This window comes from Metapseudomonas boanensis (assembly GCF_042232855.1).
Taxonomy (GTDB): domain Bacteria; phylum Pseudomonadota; class Gammaproteobacteria; order Pseudomonadales; family Pseudomonadaceae; genus Metapseudomonas; species Metapseudomonas boanensis.
This window is the reverse complement of sequence record NZ_CP113889.1, coordinates 1,780,207-1,797,474: the sequence shown is the minus strand read 5'-3', so window position 1 is coordinate 1,797,474 and position 17,268 is coordinate 1,780,207. Positions and strand designations below refer to the sequence as shown.

At 59.0% G+C, this 17,268-nt stretch carries 16 protein-coding genes and 1 pseudogene; 8 read left to right on the top strand and 9 right to left on the bottom strand.

The window, feature by feature from the left end; genetic code table 11:
- Window positions 1-84 precede the first annotated feature (84 nt).
- From OXH74_RS08220 to OXH74_RS08210, 3 genes are all read right to left on the bottom strand, one after another.
- On the bottom strand, window positions 85-354 hold the full coding sequence (locus tag OXH74_RS08220; RefSeq protein ID WP_215375849.1) for a PilZ domain-containing protein: 270 nt from the start codon (window positions 352-354) through the stop codon (window positions 85-87).
- 231 nt (window positions 355-585) lie between these two features.
- Window positions 586-1,473, bottom strand: coding sequence for a lysophospholipid acyltransferase (locus OXH74_RS08215; RefSeq protein WP_375740788.1), 888 nt, complete (start codon window positions 1,471-1,473; stop codon window positions 586-588).
- A 60-nt stretch (window positions 1,474-1,533) separates the two neighbouring features.
- Entirely contained in the window at window positions 1,534-2,085 is a 552-nt protein-coding gene (locus OXH74_RS08210) for a DNA-3-methyladenine glycosylase I (RefSeq protein ID WP_375740787.1), read from the bottom strand.
- Window positions 2,086-2,166: 81 nt separating this feature from the next.
- Between OXH74_RS08210 and glyQ the strand changes: the two genes are divergently transcribed.
- From glyQ to OXH74_RS08190, 4 genes are all read left to right on the top strand, one after another.
- Window positions 2,167-3,114, top strand: coding sequence for a glycine--tRNA ligase subunit alpha (glyQ, locus tag OXH74_RS08205; protein WP_215375837.1), 948 nt, complete (start codon window positions 2,167-2,169; stop codon window positions 3,112-3,114).
- Window positions 3,111-5,156 (top strand): glycine--tRNA ligase subunit beta, encoded by a 2,046-nt coding sequence (glyS, locus tag OXH74_RS08200; RefSeq protein ID WP_375740786.1) that lies wholly within the window; start codon window positions 3,111-3,113, stop codon window positions 5,154-5,156. The genes glyQ and glyS overlap by 4 nt, the downstream gene beginning before the upstream one ends.
- An 81-nt stretch (window positions 5,157-5,237) precedes the next feature.
- On the top strand, window positions 5,238-5,768 hold the full coding sequence (gmhB, locus tag OXH74_RS08195) for a D-glycero-beta-D-manno-heptose 1,7-bisphosphate 7-phosphatase (RefSeq protein WP_375740785.1): 531 nt from the start codon (window positions 5,238-5,240) through the stop codon (window positions 5,766-5,768).
- A 15-nt stretch (window positions 5,769-5,783) separates the two neighbouring features.
- Entirely contained in the window at window positions 5,784-6,575 is a 792-nt protein-coding gene (locus OXH74_RS08190; protein ID WP_375740784.1) for a lysophospholipid acyltransferase family protein, read from the top strand.
- 116 nt (window positions 6,576-6,691) lie between these two features.
- On the opposite strand, the gene OXH74_RS08185 is transcribed toward OXH74_RS08190, so the two are convergent.
- Both OXH74_RS08185 and OXH74_RS08180 read right to left on the bottom strand, forming a co-directional pair.
- Window positions 6,692-6,883, bottom strand: a complete 192-nt coding sequence (locus OXH74_RS08185) for a hypothetical protein (RefSeq protein WP_375740783.1) — start codon at window positions 6,881-6,883, stop codon at window positions 6,692-6,694.
- 1,386 nt (window positions 6,884-8,269) lie between these two features.
- Window positions 8,270-8,458: pseudogene (locus tag OXH74_RS08180) on the bottom strand (hypothetical protein); the annotation flags it as partial.
- Window positions 8,459-9,023: 565 nt separating this feature from the next.
- Here OXH74_RS08180 and OXH74_RS08175 point away from each other — a divergent pair.
- A complete protein-coding gene (locus tag OXH74_RS08175) occupies window positions 9,024-9,899 on the top strand; it encodes an ISL3 family transposase (RefSeq protein ID WP_375740782.1) in 876 nt (291 codons plus the stop codon).
- On the opposite strand, the gene gyrB is transcribed toward OXH74_RS08175, so the two are convergent.
- From gyrB to dnaA, 4 genes are read right to left on the bottom strand one after another with little or no spacing between them, the layout of a single operon-like run.
- Window positions 9,806-12,226 (bottom strand): DNA topoisomerase (ATP-hydrolyzing) subunit B, encoded by a 2,421-nt coding sequence (gene gyrB / locus OXH74_RS08170; protein WP_375740781.1) that lies wholly within the window; start codon window positions 12,224-12,226, stop codon window positions 9,806-9,808. The genes OXH74_RS08175 and gyrB overlap by 94 nt on opposite strands.
- A gap of 3 nt (window positions 12,227-12,229) precedes the next feature.
- Window positions 12,230-13,333, bottom strand: coding sequence for a DNA replication/repair protein RecF (recF, locus tag OXH74_RS08165; protein ID WP_375740780.1), 1,104 nt, complete (start codon window positions 13,331-13,333; stop codon window positions 12,230-12,232).
- Window positions 13,334-13,340: 7 nt separating this feature from the next.
- A complete protein-coding gene (gene dnaN, locus OXH74_RS08160; protein ID WP_375740779.1) occupies window positions 13,341-14,444 on the bottom strand; it encodes a DNA polymerase III subunit beta in 1,104 nt (367 codons plus the stop codon).
- A gap of 29 nt (window positions 14,445-14,473) precedes the next feature.
- Window positions 14,474-15,949, bottom strand: a complete 1,476-nt coding sequence (gene dnaA, locus OXH74_RS08155; RefSeq protein WP_215375733.1) for a chromosomal replication initiator protein DnaA — start codon at window positions 15,947-15,949, stop codon at window positions 14,474-14,476.
- Window positions 15,950-16,475: 526 nt separating this feature from the next.
- Between dnaA and rpmH the strand changes: the two genes are divergently transcribed.
- Genes rpmH through yidD form a run of 3 tightly spaced genes read left to right on the top strand, consistent with a single transcriptional unit; the run spans window position 16,476 to window position 17,267 of the window.
- Window positions 16,476-16,610 carry a 50S ribosomal protein L34 gene (rpmH, locus tag OXH74_RS08150; RefSeq protein WP_003458028.1) on the top strand — a complete coding sequence of 45 codons (135 nt, stop codon included), beginning with the start codon at window positions 16,476-16,478 and terminating at the stop codon, window positions 16,608-16,610.
- Window positions 16,611-16,624: 14 nt separating this feature from the next.
- Entirely contained in the window at window positions 16,625-17,029 is a 405-nt protein-coding gene (gene rnpA, locus OXH74_RS08145) for a ribonuclease P protein component (protein ID WP_215375728.1), read from the top strand.
- Window positions 17,022-17,267, top strand: a complete 246-nt coding sequence (yidD, locus tag OXH74_RS08140) for a membrane protein insertion efficiency factor YidD (RefSeq protein WP_215375724.1) — start codon at window positions 17,022-17,024, stop codon at window positions 17,265-17,267. Before rnpA ends, yidD begins: the two co-directional genes overlap by 8 nt.
- Window position 17,268 lies beyond the last annotated feature (1 nt).

The following is a 17,268-nucleotide window of genomic DNA, read 5'->3' as shown; positions in this document are numbered from 1 at the left end:
TAGGCACGGCTCACATCCGAAGCCATCTTCGCGAGCAAGCTCGCTCCTACGACTCCAGCTCGCACGAGCTGACAGCAAACCGAACTAGGCGCTGTGCTCCAGAAAGCGCAGGCCTGCGCCTTCGGCATCAACTCGCGTGACTTCCATCTGCAATACCGGTGCTTCGATGGGCAGGTCCTGCACTTGACCGCTGACAATGGATCCGACCGGCAGTTTGGCCAGGTCTGGATGCCGCACATAAACTCCGCCATCCGACAGATCGCGGGTCTGGGCCAGTAGCTCACCGAAGCTCGGATGGCTGATCTTGATCCTGCATTTCATCGGAGTTCGGGGAAATTGTCGCTGGTTCGCCATGGGATCGCGCCATCCTGAGCTGATTCGGTGCTGCGTTAATACGGCTTATCGTCGAATCGCACAAGGGCGGCTCGCCCCTCTCCCACCGGGAGAGGGGTTGGGGTGAGGGATGCCCAAACTCCCCAGGACCTCTCAGGGCAGACCGTTGACCTGCTTTTCGAATGAACTCGAAGCGACAAAGTCTCCAACCCAACCTTCAAACATGAAAAAGGCGCCTTCCGGCGCCTTCGTTCAGTACCACTTCTTCTCGCCATCGGGGCGTTTCTTGAAGCGTTTCATGCTCCACATGTACTGGGTCGGGTAGGCCCGCACGTACTTCTCGACCACCCCGCTCATGGCCGCTACCGCTTCTTCGATGTCTTCGCTGTACATGGCTTCCGGCGCCGCTTCCAGGATCACCTTGAAGCCCGAACCATCGGGCAGACGCAGGGCATGTAGGAAGACACCACGAGCTTTGCCCCCGGCGAGCATGCCCGGCACGAACTTGCTGGTCAGCGCGCGGGTGCCGAGGAAAGGTACGAACAGGCCTGCAGAAAGGCTCGGCTCCGGGTCGGCAGGGATACCCACGGCGCCGCCCTTACGCACTTCCTTTATGACGCTGAGGATGCCTTCCTTGGTCGACGGCGCCACACGGTTGCCCAACTGAACACGCTGCTTCTGCAGCAGCTCGTCCACCGCCTTCAGCTTTGGCGGGCGGTAGAAGATGATGGGTTTGCACTGGGCGCAGTAGAAGTGATTGAGCACCTCCCAATTACCCAGGTGGCTGGTGATGCCGACCACGCCCTTGCCACTGGCGAGCGCCTCGTGCAGCACCTCCAGGCCTTCAACTTCGTGCACCAGGCCGATGGACTTCTCCGCCGGCCAGATCCAGGCGCAGGCGCTTTCGGTGAGGGTCTTGCCAATATCCTTGAGGCTCTGCCCCACACGCTGCTCCAGCTCGGCCGGCGACAGTTCGGGGAAGCATTTGGACAGGTTGATCCGTACCACGTCGCGGGAACGATTCGGCAGTTTCCACATCAGCCAGCCAATCGCCGCCCCCACCGCTTGCACGGCCCGCCACGGCAGGAGGGCAAAGAGGCGCAGGAAGCCAACCACTAGCGCGCCTTTCAGCTTTTCCACAGGCAACTCCAGGAGATCAGAAAGTGCGCATTCTAGCGTCCCAGCCAAGGGAATGCCGCCTCAATGGGCCAGTTCGCGGTAGCGGTCGCAATCTGTGGTGTGGTCCATCACCATGCCGGACGCCTGCATGAAGGCGTAACAGATGGTCGGGCCGACGAAGGTGAAGCCGGCCTTTTTCAGTGCACGGCTCATGGCCTCGGCTTCCGGGGTCACCGCCGGCACCTCGCCGCGGCCCTGGAAGTGGTTGACCCTGGGGCGCCCGCCGACGAATGACCAGAGCAGCGCCACCGGATCGTCCAGGCGCAACCAGGCCTGAGCATTCTGCCGTGCGGCCTTGAGCTTGAGGCGGTTGCGGATGATGCCGGGGTCCTGCATCAGCACTTCGATTTCCTCGTCCGCCAGAGCAGCCAGGCGCTGGACATCGAAGCCGAACATGACTTCACGATAACGCTCGCGTTTCTTCAGCACGGTGATCCAAGAAAGCCCGGCCTGGAAACCCTCCAGCAGGAGCAGCTCGAAAAGCGCCGCCGGCTCACGCAGCGGCACCCCCCACTCGGTATCGTGGTAGTCGATGTAGAGGGGGTCGTCATTGCACCAGAAGCAGCGTGGCATAAGGCTTTCCATGCGGTTGCGGCCGGGTGGATCGGGTATACTCCCGCCTTTTCAGTTGAAGACCCAGCACAGGTGAATTTCGTGAGCCAGACTACGCCCGCCGTGCGCACCTTCCAAGACCTGATCCTCGCCCTGCAGCAGTACTGGGCCGAGCAGGGCTGTGTGGTGCTCCAGCCCTACGACATGGAAGTGGGCGCCGGTACTTTCCACACCGCCACCTTCCTCCGCGCCATCGGCCCGGAAACCTGGAACGCTGCCTACGTGCAGCCCTCCCGCCGTCCGACTGACGGCCGCTACGGCGAGAACCCCAACCGCCTGCAGCATTACTACCAGTTCCAGGTAGTCCTCAAGCCCAACCCGGAAAACTTCCAGGAGCTTTACCTCGGCTCGCTGAAGGCTATCGGTATCGACCCGCTGGTGCATGACATCCGTTTCGTCGAAGACAACTGGGAATCACCGACCCTCGGCGCCTGGGGCCTGGGCTGGGAAATCTGGCTGAACGGCATGGAAGTGACCCAGTTCACCTACTTCCAGCAGGTTGGCGGCATCGAGTGCTACCCGGTCACCGGCGAGATCACCTACGGCCTGGAGCGCCTGGCCATGTACCTGCAAGGCGTTGACTCGGTCTACGACCTGATCTGGACCGACGGCCCCTTCGGCACCGTCACCTACGGCGACGTGTTCCACCAGAACGAAGTGGAGCAGTCCACCTTCAACTTCGAGCACGCCAATGTGCCGAAGCTGTTCGAGCTCTTCGACTTCTACGAGAGCGAGGCCAACCGCCTGATCGAACTGCAGTTGCCGCTGCCGACATACGAGATGGTCCTCAAGGCCTCCCATACCTTCAACCTGCTGGATGCCCGCCGAGCCATTTCGGTGACCGAACGCCAGCGTTACATCCTGCGCGTGCGCACCTTGGCCCGCGCCGTGGCGCAGAGCTATCTGCAGGCGCGCGCGCGCCTCGGCTTCCCCATGGCCACCCCCGAACTGCGTGACGAAGTATTGGCCAAGCTGGAGGCGGCAGAATGAGTGCACAAGATTTTCTGGTAGAGCTGGGCACCGAAGAGCTGCCACCAAAGGCCCTCAAATCCCTCGGTGACGCCTTCCTGGCCGGCATCGAGCAAGGCCTGAAAAGTGCCGGTCTGGGCTATACCAAGGCCCAGGTGTATGCCGCGCCGCGCCGCCTCGCGGTGCTCATTGAACAGCTGGCCACCCAGCAGCCCGACCGCAGCGTCAACCTCGATGGCCCGCCGGTGCAAGCCGCTTTCGATGCCGAAGGCAAACCGACCCAGGCTGCCCTCGGCTTCGCCCGCAAATGCGGCGTGGGCCTGGCGCTGATCGACAAGAGCGGTCCGAAGCTGAAGTTCAGCCAGAGCATTCCAGGCCAGCCGGCCGCTGGCCTGCTGCCCGGCATTGTCGAATCCTCCCTCGCGGCCCTGCCGATTCCGAAGCGCATGCGCTGGGCAGCCCGCCGCGAAGAATTCGTGCGTCCAACCCAGTGGCTGGTGATGCTGTTCGGCGAAGAAGTCGTCGACTGCGTAATCCTTGCCCAGAAGGCCGGTCGCGAATCCCGTGGTCACCGTTTCCACAACCCGGACAAAATCCGTATCAGCAAGCCCTCAACCTACCTGGAAGACCTACGCGCAGCCCATGTGCTGGCCGACTTCGCCGAGCGTCGCGAGATCATCGCCAAGCGTGTGGCCGAACTCGCTGCCGAGCAGAAGGGCACTGCCGTGGTTCCGGCCGACCTGCTGGACGAAGTAACCGCGCTGGTCGAATGGCCGGTTCCGCTGGTGTGCTCGTTCGAGGAGCGTTTCCTCGCCGTGCCGCAAGAAGCGCTGATCTCCACCATGCAGGACAACCAGAAATATTTCTGCCTGCTGGATGCCCAGGGCAAGCTGCTACCGCGCTTCATCACCGTGGCCAACGTGGAAAGCAAGGACTCGATGCAGATTATCTCGGGTAACGAGAAGGTTGTGCGCCCGCGCCTGACCGACGCCGAATTCTTCTTCAAACAGGACAAGAAGCAGAAGCTGGAAAGCTTCAACGAGCGTCTGAAGAACGTGGTATTCCAGGCCCAGCTCGGCACTGTCTATGAAAAGGCCGAGCGCGTATCCCGCCTCGCCGGTTTCGTCGCCGAGCAGATCGGCGCCGATCCGGTCCGCGCTGCACGCGCCGGTCTCCTCGCCAAGTGCGACCTGGCCACCGAAATGGTCGGCGAGTTCCCCGAGATGCAGGGCATCGCCGGCTACTACTACGCCCTCAACGACGGTGAGCCGGAAGACGTTGCCCACGCGCTGAACGAGCAGTACATGCCTCGCGGCGCCGGCGCCGAACTGCCGAAAACCCTCACCGGTGCTGCAGTGGCCGTGGCTGACAAGCTGGACACCCTGGTGGGCATCTTCGGCATCGGCATGCTGCCGACCGGCAGCAAGGACCCGTTTGCCCTGCGTCGTCAGGCTCTTGGCGTTCTGCGCATCCTGATCGAGAAGCAACTGGGCCTCGACTTGGCGGCTGCCGTCGCCTTTGCCGTCGACCTCTACGGGGCGAAAGTGAAAGCCGAAGGCTTGGCCGACCAGGTGCTGGAATTCGTCTTCGACCGCCTGCGCGCGCGTTACGAAGACGAAGGGGTGGATGTAGCCGTTTACCTGGCCGTCCGCGCGGTGCAGCCGGTTTCGGCACTCGACTTCGACCAACGCGTCCAGGCCGTTCAAGCCTTCCGCGCGCTGGCTGAAGCCGCTGCCCTGGCCGCTGCCAACAAGCGTGTATCGAATCTGCTGAGTAAGGCCGATGGCAGCGTTCCGGCAGCCGTCGATAATGCCCTGCTGCTGGAACCAGCCGAGCAGGCCTTGGCCAAGGCTGTGGCCGAGGCCGAACAGGCCCTCGCCATCGCCGGCAGCTATCGCGAAACCCTGGAGCGGCTGGCCAGCCTGCGTGAGCCAGTGGATAGCTTCTTCGAAGCGGTGCTGGTCAATGCCGAAGACGCAGCGGTGCGTGGAAACCGCTATGCGCTGCTGGCCAAGCTGCGCGGGTTGTTCCTCGGCGTAGCGGACATTTCGGTACTGGGCTAAACAGCAAGTCGGAAGCAGGAGCCTTGAAGCCAGGATCAACCTGGGCTTCAGGCTCCCAGCTTCGTGCTTCAGGCGTTGTTCATGAAACTTGTGATTCTCGACCGCGACGGCGTCATCAACCTCGACTCCGACGCGTACATCAAATCGCTTGAGGAGTGGATCCCGATTCCCTCCTCGATCGATGCCATCGCTCGCCTCAGCAAGGCAGGCTGGACCGTGGCCGTGGCCACCAATCAGTCAGGCCTGGCGCGAGGCTATTACGACCTGTCGACGCTGGAAACCATGCATGTACGCCTGCGCGAGCTGGTGGCGGAGCAGGGCGGCGAAGTCGGCCTAATCGTACATTGCCCGCACGGACCTGATGATGGCTGCGATTGCCGAAAACCCAGGCCTGGCATGTTGCTGCGCATCGCCGAGCACTACGGCGTGGACCTTGCTGGCATCTGGTTCGTCGGCGACAGCAGTGGTGACCTGGAAGCCGCCCGAGCCGTCGATTGTCAGCCCGTGCTGGTAAAGACCGGCAAGGGTGAACGCACGCTGGCCAAGGCCCTGCCGGCCGGCACCCTGGTATTCGACGATCTGGCGGCCGTCGCCGCGCATCTTCTTCAATAAGGTCAATTAGCTCCCATGACGACTGTGCAGACCATCAGAACCGTTCTCTTTTATCTGCTGCTGTCGTTGAGCGCCTGCATTTGGGGCACGCTGAGCCTGTTCATCGCGCCATTCCTGCCGTTCCATGCGCGCTATCGCTTCATCGTCTGGCGCTGGTGCCGCTCTGCAGTCTGGCTGGCCAAGGTTGTGGTCGGTATCCGCTATGAGGTGAAGGGCCTGGAGAACATCCCAGAGCGCCCGTGCGTGATCCTCGCTAAGCATCAGAGCACTTGGGAGACCTTCTATCTCTCTGGAGCCTTCGAACCGCTTAGCCAGGTCGTCAAACGCGAACTTCTGCGCGTGCCGTTCTTCGGCTGGGCGATGGCGCTGATGAAGCCCATTGCCATTGACCGCAGCAACCCCAAAGCCGCACTCAAGCAATTGGCTAGCCAGGGCGACGAACGCCTGAAGCAGGGCGCGTGGGTGCTGATATTCCCCGAAGGCACCCGCGTGCCCGCCGGCCAGATGGGCAAATTCTCCCGGGGCGGCGCAGCACTCGCGGCTAATGCCAACCTTCCCGTATTGCCCGTGGCGCACAACGCTGGAACCTATTGGCCGAAAGAAGGCTGGGCCAAGTACCCCGGAACCATCCAGGTCGTCATCGGCCCGCCAATGTACGCCGAAGGAGAGGGCCCCCGGTCCATCGCCGAACTCAACGACCGGGCGTATGCCTGGGTTGAGCAGACCCAGAAACAGATCGAAGGTTTCGCGGATCTACCTGGTTCGAGCAATTCAAGCGTTCCGCGTGATTCTGTGGATAAGCTGTGAACAAAATTTTGGCGCGAGCGCCATTGAGCATCACATCCACTTGATTTTATTGAATAAATTTAAAAGGTAAGGGTTTGCCAGAAAAGTGCATAAAACTTTTCTCTAGACCCATGACCTCATCCCTTCAGGTAGGTCGAATCCAGGGCGTTGAAACACTGAATGATTCGCTCCCTGCTCACCTCGGGGAAAGCCTTCTCGGTCAGGACGACCATAACCGCTGGCTTGACCCTGCCTGACCGCAACTGCCGCAGCATAAAGGCGCTGATCTCCTCGTCGGCCACAGCACCTGACTTAGGCTGTTCGTCCATCCTCATCTCCTCCACCCGTCACAAGAAAACAGCTTAAGGTATGCGGGGTGCACCAGAGCACCCACCCTGCACGTCTTCTGTCGACCACTTTTCGGATACTAGAGCAATCCTTCTCCCGATTGCTCACGCATGCACTACGGACTCATGGATGGCGTTAGAAGCTTCCAACATAGTGGCCATCCATATTGGGGTATCCACAAATGGGGTTTGGAACGACGAGGTAGATCATGAATAGCTTGGAAGTCGGTAAGCGGTAAATCCACCTGGACAGCTGCCGCGTCCGGTGAAACCAGCTTTGGAACCAGAGAGAAAGGGAAGGAAGTCAGAACCCCGGAAAGCACTGAGGGGAGCCTGGGCTCCCCTCAAATTTTTTTTTGGTGCTTTGTTCTTCTTCTTGATCGACTTGTTGTTGTTGTTAGCGATCTTTATTTCAAACTAGCAGTTGTCGGATCCCATAATGGATCCAGGGCAAACATATTTTTTTGGACGCCGATCTTGCAGCTGTCACACTGTGAGCCGACTGATACCTGAGCTACTTTCAAGTAGTCTTATTCTGTGGACCAGTTCGCCGGGGAGAGCCCGGAGCCGAACACCTTCTCCAAAAAAATCTGTTTGCTTCTCCTCTGCCCTGTTGTTTTTGTTGTGTCAGAGTCGAGATATCTTCTTTTTTGCAGCTTTCTTGTTTTTGTTGTGCCAGCAATAAAGCATTTGCCATGCCAATTATACAAAACCCTTATAAATCAATGCCTTACAAAAATACAGATCGAACACAAGCCCCTGAGTAGCCCATTTTTGTTCCCTTTCAACCCGGACTCACATCCTGATACACATGACCGGTAACACTCATCCCTGCCGACAAGGCCACACTTCGTTACCTTTTCAGAGGGTTTCCCTAGCTCGCGGCAAAGCGTGTATCGCAGGCAAAGGTTAATCGCATGGTGCGACGCCCTCCCGGCAAGGCTTCAAGCCAAGACAACGCCTCCGGAATGGCGCAGACATCCAGGACAAGTTCCTACCCCAGGCGGCGCTCCGCAGAAGGTAAGACGCACTGTCGAGCGCCCACCGATCCAGATCCATGTGATAGCTCAGACGGGATTGGCCTGGCCGCGGGTGAACCACACCGGCTGCCGCCATTCTGAAGGCGTTCATGCCTGCAGTGCAGTCGACTGCAGGCACTCATCGAACCGGTAGAACACCCGGTGCCGGGGATCTCACTCTATGCGACCCCAGGTTCAGACGCTTGGTTGCCAGAGCAGCGTATTCGCGGGGTCAGGGCCAAAGGCCATTTGGGTGGTAGCGTGCTCTAGGCAGAACCATCGGATCAAGAGCATCCACCTTTAGTATCTCGACAATCTGCAGCCAGCCCTGGTCAGGTGGCGCGGCGCGTTATGTGGATTGAATCGCCAGCCGCTTTGTGTTTGAGCCACTGGACGAAACAGGCCGAAGAACGGGAAGGTATCCCCCGACTGCACGCAACGCTGCCGAAGTGAAACCCGCCAGCCATTCCCCGACATGCCTGGTTCGGCGAATCATCGCTTTGCAGGTGGCCAGATTGTGGTCGAAAGGATTGGGCGCAACGCCAGTGTCCTAGGTCAACTTGCAGTTGAACCGTTTCAAGACGAGCATATCTTGCGGGTTGCATGCCCCAGGCGAGTACCCAACAGAATAGCGAACGGCAAAACACGGCTTGATCGTCCAGAGCGGCACAATGAAGGCATTCCCGAATGTGTGCTGGGGGACGAGCGGCGCAGCGGTCCATCCCGACTCAACGCCCGTCGACAACCTCGCAACCCACCTGGCCACGGTGAAATGCTGCCACCATCCAGGTATTGAGGAAGCCCCCTTGAAGTCGCCCCGTGCATGATTTTCGTGGATGCAGGACGGAAACACCTACAAGTGACTATCGATCCGCTCGCGGTGCGAGCCGATCAGGCTGTGGCAGTCTCTGACTGTGCTTGTGGGGGCTAACGTCGAGACAAAGCCGCCACAGAGCGCACACTCTTCTTGTGTCCAGCAGTGCCCATCGCGGTCGCCCAAATTAAAGGTTCTTCGCGGATTTTCGGGGAGCCATGAGAAAAGAACGGCGATTTGGTTGAAGATGTTTGTGCGACCAAACCCTTAAACCGAAACCGCCGTTCTGATGCCGGATGCTACCGCTTTCCCTCCGCTCTGGGAGGGATTTTCTGTTGTCTCCATCGATTCCGAAACCGAAGCGCTGCAGATCGTGCTGAGGCCTGACCCGCGACGGGTGCCCCGTTGCGGTGGCTGCCAGCAGCCGAGCCCGGCAGTGCATGAGTACTGCACGCGGCGCATTCGCGACCTACCCATCCTGGGACGTCCGGTGCGGATGCGGGTGCACTTGCGGCGCCTGGCCTGTAGCGGCTGTGGCCGGCGTGCCGAGTGGGTCAGTTGGCCGGGGCGCCATGCCCGCCTGACCCGGCGTCTGGCCGAGGCGGTGGCGCTCTGGTGCGCACGCCTGCCGACGCGGCATGTCGCCGAGCTTTTCGGCTTGCACTGGGGCACCGTGCGCCTACTTGAGCGACGCCGCTTGCAGGCGCAACTGAGCGCGCTGCCGCAGGCCGTACCGAGGCGCCTAGTGATGGACGAGTTCGCCCTCTACAGGAGGCATCGCTATGCTAGCGTAGTCCTGGATGCCGACACCCGGCAGGTGCTGTGGATCGGCGAAGGGCGCAGCCGCGAGGCCATCCGCCCGTTCTTCGAAGCCCTGGGACCGGCCGGTTGCGCCTGCATCGAGGCAGTGGCCATGGACATGAACACCGCCTTCGATCTGGAGGTGCGCCAGCACTGCCCGCACTCCCGGGTGGTCTACGACCTGTTCCAGGTCGTGGCGATATACGGCCGGGAAGTGATTGACCGCGTGCGGGTGAATGAGGCCAATCGGCTGCGCCACGACACAATCAATCAAACGTCGAGGTTCGAAACAGCCAGGGCGTTGCTCTCAATGAAGTCGCGACGCGGCTCTACGGCATCGCCCATCAAGGTGTTGAAGATCTGATCGGCTGCAATCGCATCCTCGATGGTCACTTTGAGCATCCGGCGCACGTTCGGGTCCATAGTGGTTTCCCAGAGCTGCTCCGGGTTCATCTCACCGAGACCTTTGTATCGCTGAATCGTGTGGCGCTTGGTGCTCTCGGTCATCAACCAGGCCAGGGCTTCCTTGAAGCTGGTCACAGGCTTCTTCCTTTCGCCACGCTGCACGTAAGCACCATCCTCGAGCAGGTTATTGAGCTGGTTACCCAGTTCAGTCACTTGCTTGTAGTCGTTGCTAGCGAAGAAGTCGCGATTGAAGGTGATGTAGTGCGCCAGGCCATGGGCGGTCTGTTCCACTTCCGGCAGCCACAGGTGACGCTCGCGGTCTTCACGCAGGCTGGCGGTGTAAGTAAGACCCGACTTCTCGGCACCTTTCAGGCGCTCCTTGAAGCCGTCAAGCCAAGTCTGCATGGCAGCTTGGTCGGAGAGCTGTTCAACGCTGACACGCGGCAGGTAGACCATGTGCTCGGTCAGCTCCAGCGGGTACAGACGGGACAAGCGCTTGAGCGTACGCATCACACCGCGATAGTCATTCACCAGCTTCTCGAGCGCCTCGCCGGACAGGCCAGGAGCGTTCTCGTTGACGTGCACGCTGGCGTCTTCCAGGGCCGATTGGGTCATGTATTCGTCCATGGCCTCATCGTCCTTGATGTACTGCTCCTGTTTGCCTTTCTTGACCTTGTAGAGTGGCGGCTGAGCGATGTAGACGTAACCACGCTCGATCAATTCAGGCATCTGGCGGAAGAAGAAGGTCAGCAGCAGGGTACGAATGTGCGAACCGTCAACGTCGGCGTCGGTCATGATAATGATGTTGTGATAACGCAGCTTCTCGATGTTGTACTCCTCCCGACCAATACCGCAGCCGAGTGCGGTAATCAGGGTGCCAACTTCCTGGGAGGACAGCATCTTGTCGAAGCGAGCTTTCTCAACGTTGAGGATCTTGCCCTTGAGGGGCAGGATAGCCTGCGTCTTGCGGTTACGACCCTGCTTGGCAGAACCGCCCGCGGAGTCACCCTCCACGATGTACAGTTCGGAGAGGGCAGGGTCCTTCTCCTGGCAGTCCGCCAGCTTGCCGGGCAGGCCGGCGATGTCGAGGGCACCCTTGCGGCGGGTCATCTCACGGGCCTTGCGAGCGGCTTCACGAGCCCGAGCAGCATCGATCATCTTGCCAACGACTGCTTTGGCTTCGTTCGGGTTCTCCAGGAGGAAGTCGGAGAAGTACTTGCCCATCTCCTGTTCGACCGCTGTCTTCACCTCGCTGGATACCAGCTTGTCCTTGGTCTGCGAGCTGAACTTGGGATCCGGTACCTTGACCGATATGATCGCGGTCAGGCCTTCGCGGGCGTCATCGCCCGTGGTAGCGATCTTGTACTTCTTCGCCAGGCCTTCCTGCTCGATGTAGTTGTTCAGGTGACGGGTCAGGGCAGAGCGGAAGCCAGCCAGGTGGGTACCGCCGTCACGCTGCGGAATATTGTTGGTGAAGCAGAGGATGTTCTCGTTGAAGCTGTCGTTCCACTGGAGCGCTACTTCTACACCAACGCCATCTTCCTCACGCTGGATATTGAAGTGGAAGACCTCGTTGACGATGGTCTTGTTGGTGTTCAGGTATTCGACGAATGCCTTCAGGCCGCCCTCGTACTTGAACAACTCCTCCTTTCCACTGCGCTCGTCACGCAGGACAATGCCTACCCCTGAGTTGAGGAAGGAAAGCTCGCGCAGACGCTTGGCCAGGATGTCCCAGCTGAAATGGATGTTGGTAAAGGTCGCAGCAGAAGCCTTGAAGTGAACTTCTGTGCCGGTGCCGTCAGTCTCGCCCACCGGGCGCAGCGGGAACTGCGGCACACCATGGTGGTAAATCTGCTCCCACACTTGGCCCGCGCGGCGAATTGTCAGGCGCAGCTCTTCGGACAGCGCGTTCACTACGGACACCCCTACACCGTGCAGACCGCCGGAAACCTTGTAGGTGTTGTCGTCGAACTTACCGCCGGCGTGCAGCACGGTCATGATGACCTCTGCCGCGGAAACCCCTTCTTCTTTGTGGATATCGACCGGAATGCCACGGCCGTTGTCGCGAACGGTGATGGATTCATCGGTATGGATGGTGATGCTGATCTCGGAGCAGTATCCGGCCAGGGCTTCGTCGATGGAGTTATCGACAACTTCGAACACCATGTGGTGCAGACCGGTTCCATCATCGGTGTCGCCGATGTACATGCCGGGGCGCTTGCGTACGGCATCCAGCCCCTTCAGCACTTTAATGCTGGAAGAGTCGTACGTGTTGTTCTCGCTCATGCTTCACTCCCGATGATCAAAGGTCTGGGTAATACAGCCATGTTCCACGTGGAACATGCTAACCGGCGTGTCCATGCGCCAGCCGTCCCTCAGAAATTCATGGTCAACACAGGTGATGAACACCTGGCAATCCAATTCTTCCAGCAATCGGCACAATGCCTTTCTATGCTGGTCGTCCAATTCAGACGGTAAGTCGTCAACTAGGTAGATACACTGGCCACGCTTGGCTTGATTAACCAGATGCCCTTGAGCGATGCGCAATGCACAAACCACCAGCTTCTGTTGACCTCGTGAAAGTATGTCGGCTGCGCTATGTACTCCAGAGCGCAGCCGCAAGTCAGCTCGTTGAGGTCCAGCCTGGGTATGGCCGATCTGTTGGTCGCGGGGTAGGGAAGTGACCAGCACTTCGGAAAGCTCCCGATCCTTATCCCAGCCACGGTAATAGCTGAGGGAAAGGCTTTCGAGTTCAACAAGATCAGCAAGCGTCCTTTCGAAGACGGGCTTCAATGCCTGGATATAAGCTCTTCGATACCGATCAATCTCGTCGCTGGCCAGGCACAATTCACGGTCCCAAGCCGCCTGCGAAGCGGCGTCAAGTGTACCATGCCGGAGCCACGAGTTCCGCTGCCGCAAGGCCTTCTGGAGCCGCTGCCAGGCCGATAGGAACCTAGGTTCCACGTGGAACACTCCCCAATCCAGGAACTGCCGCCGTATCTTCGGTGCCCCTTCCAACAGCCGAAAGCTGTCTGGATTGATCAACTGCAGCGGCAATGCTTCAGCCAACTGTGCAGTACTACGCGCATTCTGCCCATCTATTCGAATCTGAAACTCACCCTGGCGATCACGTGATATCCCGAGGCTGCATTGACCGCCTCCAGACAGCGCTACTTGTCCGAAGATCGTGCAGGCAGGTTGTTCATACTGGATGACAGGTTGCAGACGATTGCTGCGAAAGGACCGAGCAAGTCCAAGCAAGTGGATGGCTTCGAGCAGGCTGGTTTTACCGCTGCCGTTGGCGCCGTAGAGGATATTGATTCGGGGGGAGGGGGAGAGGGTCACCGGCTGCAGGTTACGCACACCGGTGACCGCGATACGACTGAGGGACATCGAGTGATTACAGACGCATCGGCATCACGACATAAGAAGAATCGTCGTTACCGGCTTCCTGGACCAACGCACTGCTGTTGGCGTCGGACAGGATCAAGCGAACCTGTTCAGTAGACATAACACCCAGCACATCGAGCAGATAGCTGACGTTGAAGCCAATTTCCAGATTGCTGCCATTGTAATCGACTGCCACTTCTTCCTCGGCTTCCTCCTGCTCAGGGTTATTAGCCTGAATCTTCAGCAGGCCGGCGGCCAAGGTCAGACGAATGCCGCGGTACTTCTCGTTGGACAGAATTGCAGTACGGCTGAACGCCTCGCGCAAGGCCTGGCGATCGCCAACAACCAACTTGTCACCGCCGCGCGGCAGCACGCGCTCATAGTCCGGGAACTTCCCGTCGACCAGCTTCGAAGTGAAAGTGAATTCCCCGGTGGTCGCGCGAATATGGTGTTGACCCAACACGATACGAACCTCACCGTCCTGCTCAGTCAGGAGGCGAGCAAGCTCCAGGATGCCCTTGCGAGGCACGATGACCTGGTGACGGTCCACACCCTCGATCCCGGCCTCCATCGCGCACATTGCGAGACGGTGACCATCGGTTGCGACCGCTCGCAGGATGCCTGCATTGACTTCCAGAAGCATGCCATTCAAGTAGTAACGGACATCTTGTTGCGCCATTGCAAAGCTGGTTCGCTCGATCAGACGACGCAGCTTGCTCTGCACCAGGCTGAACGAGAGTGAACCCGGGCCTTCTTCAACAGTGGGGAAGTCGTTGGCAGGCAGCGTCGACAGGGTAAAACGGCTGCGCCCTGCTTTGATTAGAAGCTTCTGCTCATCCACACGGATATCGATCAACGCGTCGCTCGGCAGGCTCTTGCAAATATCCATGAGCTTGCGAGCCGGTACAGTGATCTCACCCGGTTCAGCCGGCTCTTCCAGGGCCACGCGCCCAACCAGCTCGACCTCTAGGTCGGTACCAGTCAGGGACAACTGCTGGCCTTCAACCACCAGTAAGACGTTGGAGAGTACCGGCAAGGTCTGGCGGCGCTCGACGACGCCGGCGACCAGTTGCAGGGGTTTCAACAGGGCTTCGCGTTGAATGGTGAAATGCATGGTCTAGTCCCTTGCCTCGTGGGCTGCGATCAGGTGGTCAATGTACGCAGCAGATTCTTGTAATCCTCGCGGATATCCGCATCGGATTCCCTAAGTTCTGCAATCTTACGACAGCCGTGCAGAACAGTGGTGTGGTCCCGTCCGCCAAACGCATCGCCGATCTCTGGCAGGCTATGGTTGGTCAGTTCCTTGGACAGGGCCATTGCGACCTGCCGTGGCCGGGCCACCGAACGTGACCGTCGTTTGGACAGCATGTCGGACATCTTGATCTTGTAGTACTCGACTACGGTGCGCTGGATGTTGTCGATGCTGACCAACTTGTCCTGCAGCGCCAGAAGATCCTTCAACGATTCGCGAATCAGATCGATCGTGATATCACGCCCCATGAAGTGTGCATGGGCAATGACCCGCTTCAATGCGCCTTCTAGCTCACGCACATTGGAACGAATGCGCTGAGCAATGAAAAAGGCTGCGTCGTGCGGCAAATCGACTTTCGCCTGTTCCGCCTTCTTCATAAGGATGGCGACCCGCGTCTCCAGTTCAGGAGGCTCTACAGCCACTGTCAGCCCCCAACCAAAACGCGATTTCAGGCGCTCTTCAAGACCTTCGATCTCTTTCGGGTAGCGGTCGCTGGTCAGGATGACTTGCTGCCCACCTTCAAGCAGTGCGTTAAAGGTATGGAAGAACTCTTCCTGAGAACGCTCCTTACGGGCGAAGAACTGAATATCGTCGATCAGCAACGCATCTACCGACCGATAGAAGCGCTTGAACTCGTTGATTGCGTTCAGCTGCAACGCCTTCACCATGTCCGCGACGAAGCGCTCTGAATGCAGGTAAACGACCTTGGCATTCGGGTTCTTCTTGAGCAGGTGATTGCCGACGGCATGCATCAAGTGCGTCTTACCCAGGCCTACGCCACCATAAAGGAACAGCGGGTTGTAGCCATGCTTGGGATTGTCTGCAACCTGCCAGGCTGCGGCCCGTGCCAACTGGTTCGACTTGCCTTCGACGAAATTCTCGAAGGTGAAGGTGCGATTCAGATAGCTGGTGTGCTTGAGGGCGCCCTCGACCTGAACTGAACGCTCAGTGCGCAGGGCAGGCATCGGCGAACCAACAGCGGCCAACGGGTCCAGATTGTCACGCGACTCATCCACAGCCTCGATGCGCATCTGGCGTGGAGCAGGAGCAGCCGGTGGTGCGACGATGGGTTGAGGCGGCGGTGGAGGTGGTGGTGGCGGCGCTTTACGCGGAGCGGGACTACGTTTGCTGCCAATCAGCAGCGAAAGCGCAGGGGCCAATCCATTTCCACGCTCACCGAGCAGTTCAAGCAGACGGCCCATGTACTTTTCGTTGACCCAATCGAGCACGAACCGGTTGGGTGCATAGACCCTCAGTTCGTCTCCATCAGCCTCAACCTGTAGCGGGCGGATCCAGGTGTTGAATTGTTGGGCAGGCAGTTCATCGCGGAGAAGCTCCACGCACTGCTGCCAAAGTTCCACTGACACGGATATCCCCCAGGGTCGGAAAGGTGTCTAACCTAAAAATCAGCCGACATTGTAGCTTCCAGAGGAAAAGTTATCCACACGAAGAAGCGCAAATGGGCAAGTAAAATCAAGGTGTTATTCACTACCAACAGAAGCTGTGCACTTGGCATGATTCTTGTGGATAACCACCTGATAAACCCTATTGCCAGCCTGGGGAGAAGGCGCTGGATAACCAGCCTGTGCATAAATCAGCAATCACTCCCCAGCTTCCTCCCAAGGGCCACACAGCCTGATCACTGCTTGTCGACAACCTTATCAGCCTGGCTCCGACCGCTGGGTTCGCTGGTCACAGCGTTTTATCCACAGAAAAAGAGGCGCTAATACATAAAAAACACAATCAAGCTTTTCTTAATTCCCTTTCCTTCTATATCCTTCTACGCAAAGCACACTGGTTGGAAATTGACCTGACCGTGCCGTTTCTCTAGAATTGCCGGTCTCTTTAAACGGGGGCCACTTCCGGCCCGTAGTGACCACCAGGTAAAGCATCATGAAACGCACTTTCCAACCCAGCACCCTCAAGCGCGCTCGCACCCACGGTTTCCGTGCCCGTATGGCCACCAAGAACGGCCGCCAAGTCCTGTCGCGTCGTCGCGCCAAGGGCCGCAAGCGCCTGACCGTCTGATTTATCCGGAACGGGTGGTGAGTCAGGGCTTCGGTCGGGAAAAGCGTCTGCTGGTTCCCCGACAATTCAAGTCAGTCTTCGACTCACCTACCGGGAAGGTTCCCGGCAAGCACGTCCTGCTCCTAGCGCGCGACAACGGTCTCGATCATCCCCGTCTGGGTTTGGTGATCGGCAAAAAGGCCGTGAAGCTCTCCGTCGAACGCAACCGTCTCAAACGCCAGATTCGAGAATCCTTCCGCCATAACCTTGAGTCGTTGGCAGGGTGGGATATCGTGATCGTGGCCAAAAGAGGCATTGGCGATCTGGAGAATCCTGAATTGAGACATCAGTTCGCTAAGCTCTGGAAGCGCCTCGCTCGCAGCCGGACCCGCCCTGAACCCCAGACCGGATCAGGGGTGTCCGACAGTCCCCATGCGTAAACTGGCCCTCGCTCCGATCCAGTTCTATCGCTACGCCATCAGCCCCCTGATGGCCAGTCACTGTCGTTTCTATCCCAGTTGTTCCTGCTACGCGCAGGAAGCCATCGAACAGCATGGCGTCCTGCGCGGTGGCTGGCTGACCCTGAGTCGGCTCGGCCGCTGTCATCCGTGGAATCCGGGCGGCTATGACCCGGTGCCACCTGCCAAAACTTCCCAATCCTCTTCGATGGCCGAGTAAT

Bases quoted from the DNA above. Each gene is read 5' to 3' on its own strand.
- OXH74_RS08220 (WP_215375849.1), bottom strand. From the start codon at position 354: ATGGCGAACCAGCGACAATTTCCCCGAACTCCGATGAAATGCAGGATC.
- OXH74_RS08210 (WP_375740787.1), bottom strand. From the start codon at position 2,085: ATGCCACGCTGCTTCTGGTGCAATGACGACCCCCTCTACATCGACTAC.
- glyS (WP_375740786.1), top strand. From the start codon at position 3,111: ATGAGTGCACAAGATTTTCTGGTAGAGCTGGGCACCGAAGAGCTGCCA.
- gmhB (WP_375740785.1), top strand. From the start codon at position 5,238: ATGAAACTTGTGATTCTCGACCGCGACGGCGTCATCAACCTCGACTCC.
- OXH74_RS08190 (WP_375740784.1), top strand. From the start codon at position 5,784: ATGACGACTGTGCAGACCATCAGAACCGTTCTCTTTTATCTGCTGCTG.
- OXH74_RS08185 (WP_375740783.1), bottom strand. From the start codon at position 6,883: ATGGACGAACAGCCTAAGTCAGGTGCTGTGGCCGACGAGGAGATCAGC.
- OXH74_RS08175 (WP_375740782.1), top strand. From the start codon at position 9,024: ATGCCGGATGCTACCGCTTTCCCTCCGCTCTGGGAGGGATTTTCTGTT.
- gyrB (WP_375740781.1), bottom strand. From the start codon at position 12,226: ATGAGCGAGAACAACACGTACGACTCTTCCAGCATTAAAGTGCTGAAG.
- recF (WP_375740780.1), bottom strand. From the start codon at position 13,333: ATGTCCCTCAGTCGTATCGCGGTCACCGGTGTGCGTAACCTGCAGCCG.
- dnaN (WP_375740779.1), bottom strand. From the start codon at position 14,444: ATGCATTTCACCATTCAACGCGAAGCCCTGTTGAAACCCCTGCAACTG.
- rpmH (WP_003458028.1), top strand. From the start codon at position 16,476: ATGAAACGCACTTTCCAACCCAGCACCCTCAAGCGCGCTCGCACCCAC.
- yidD (WP_215375724.1), top strand. From the start codon at position 17,022: ATGCGTAAACTGGCCCTCGCTCCGATCCAGTTCTATCGCTACGCCATC.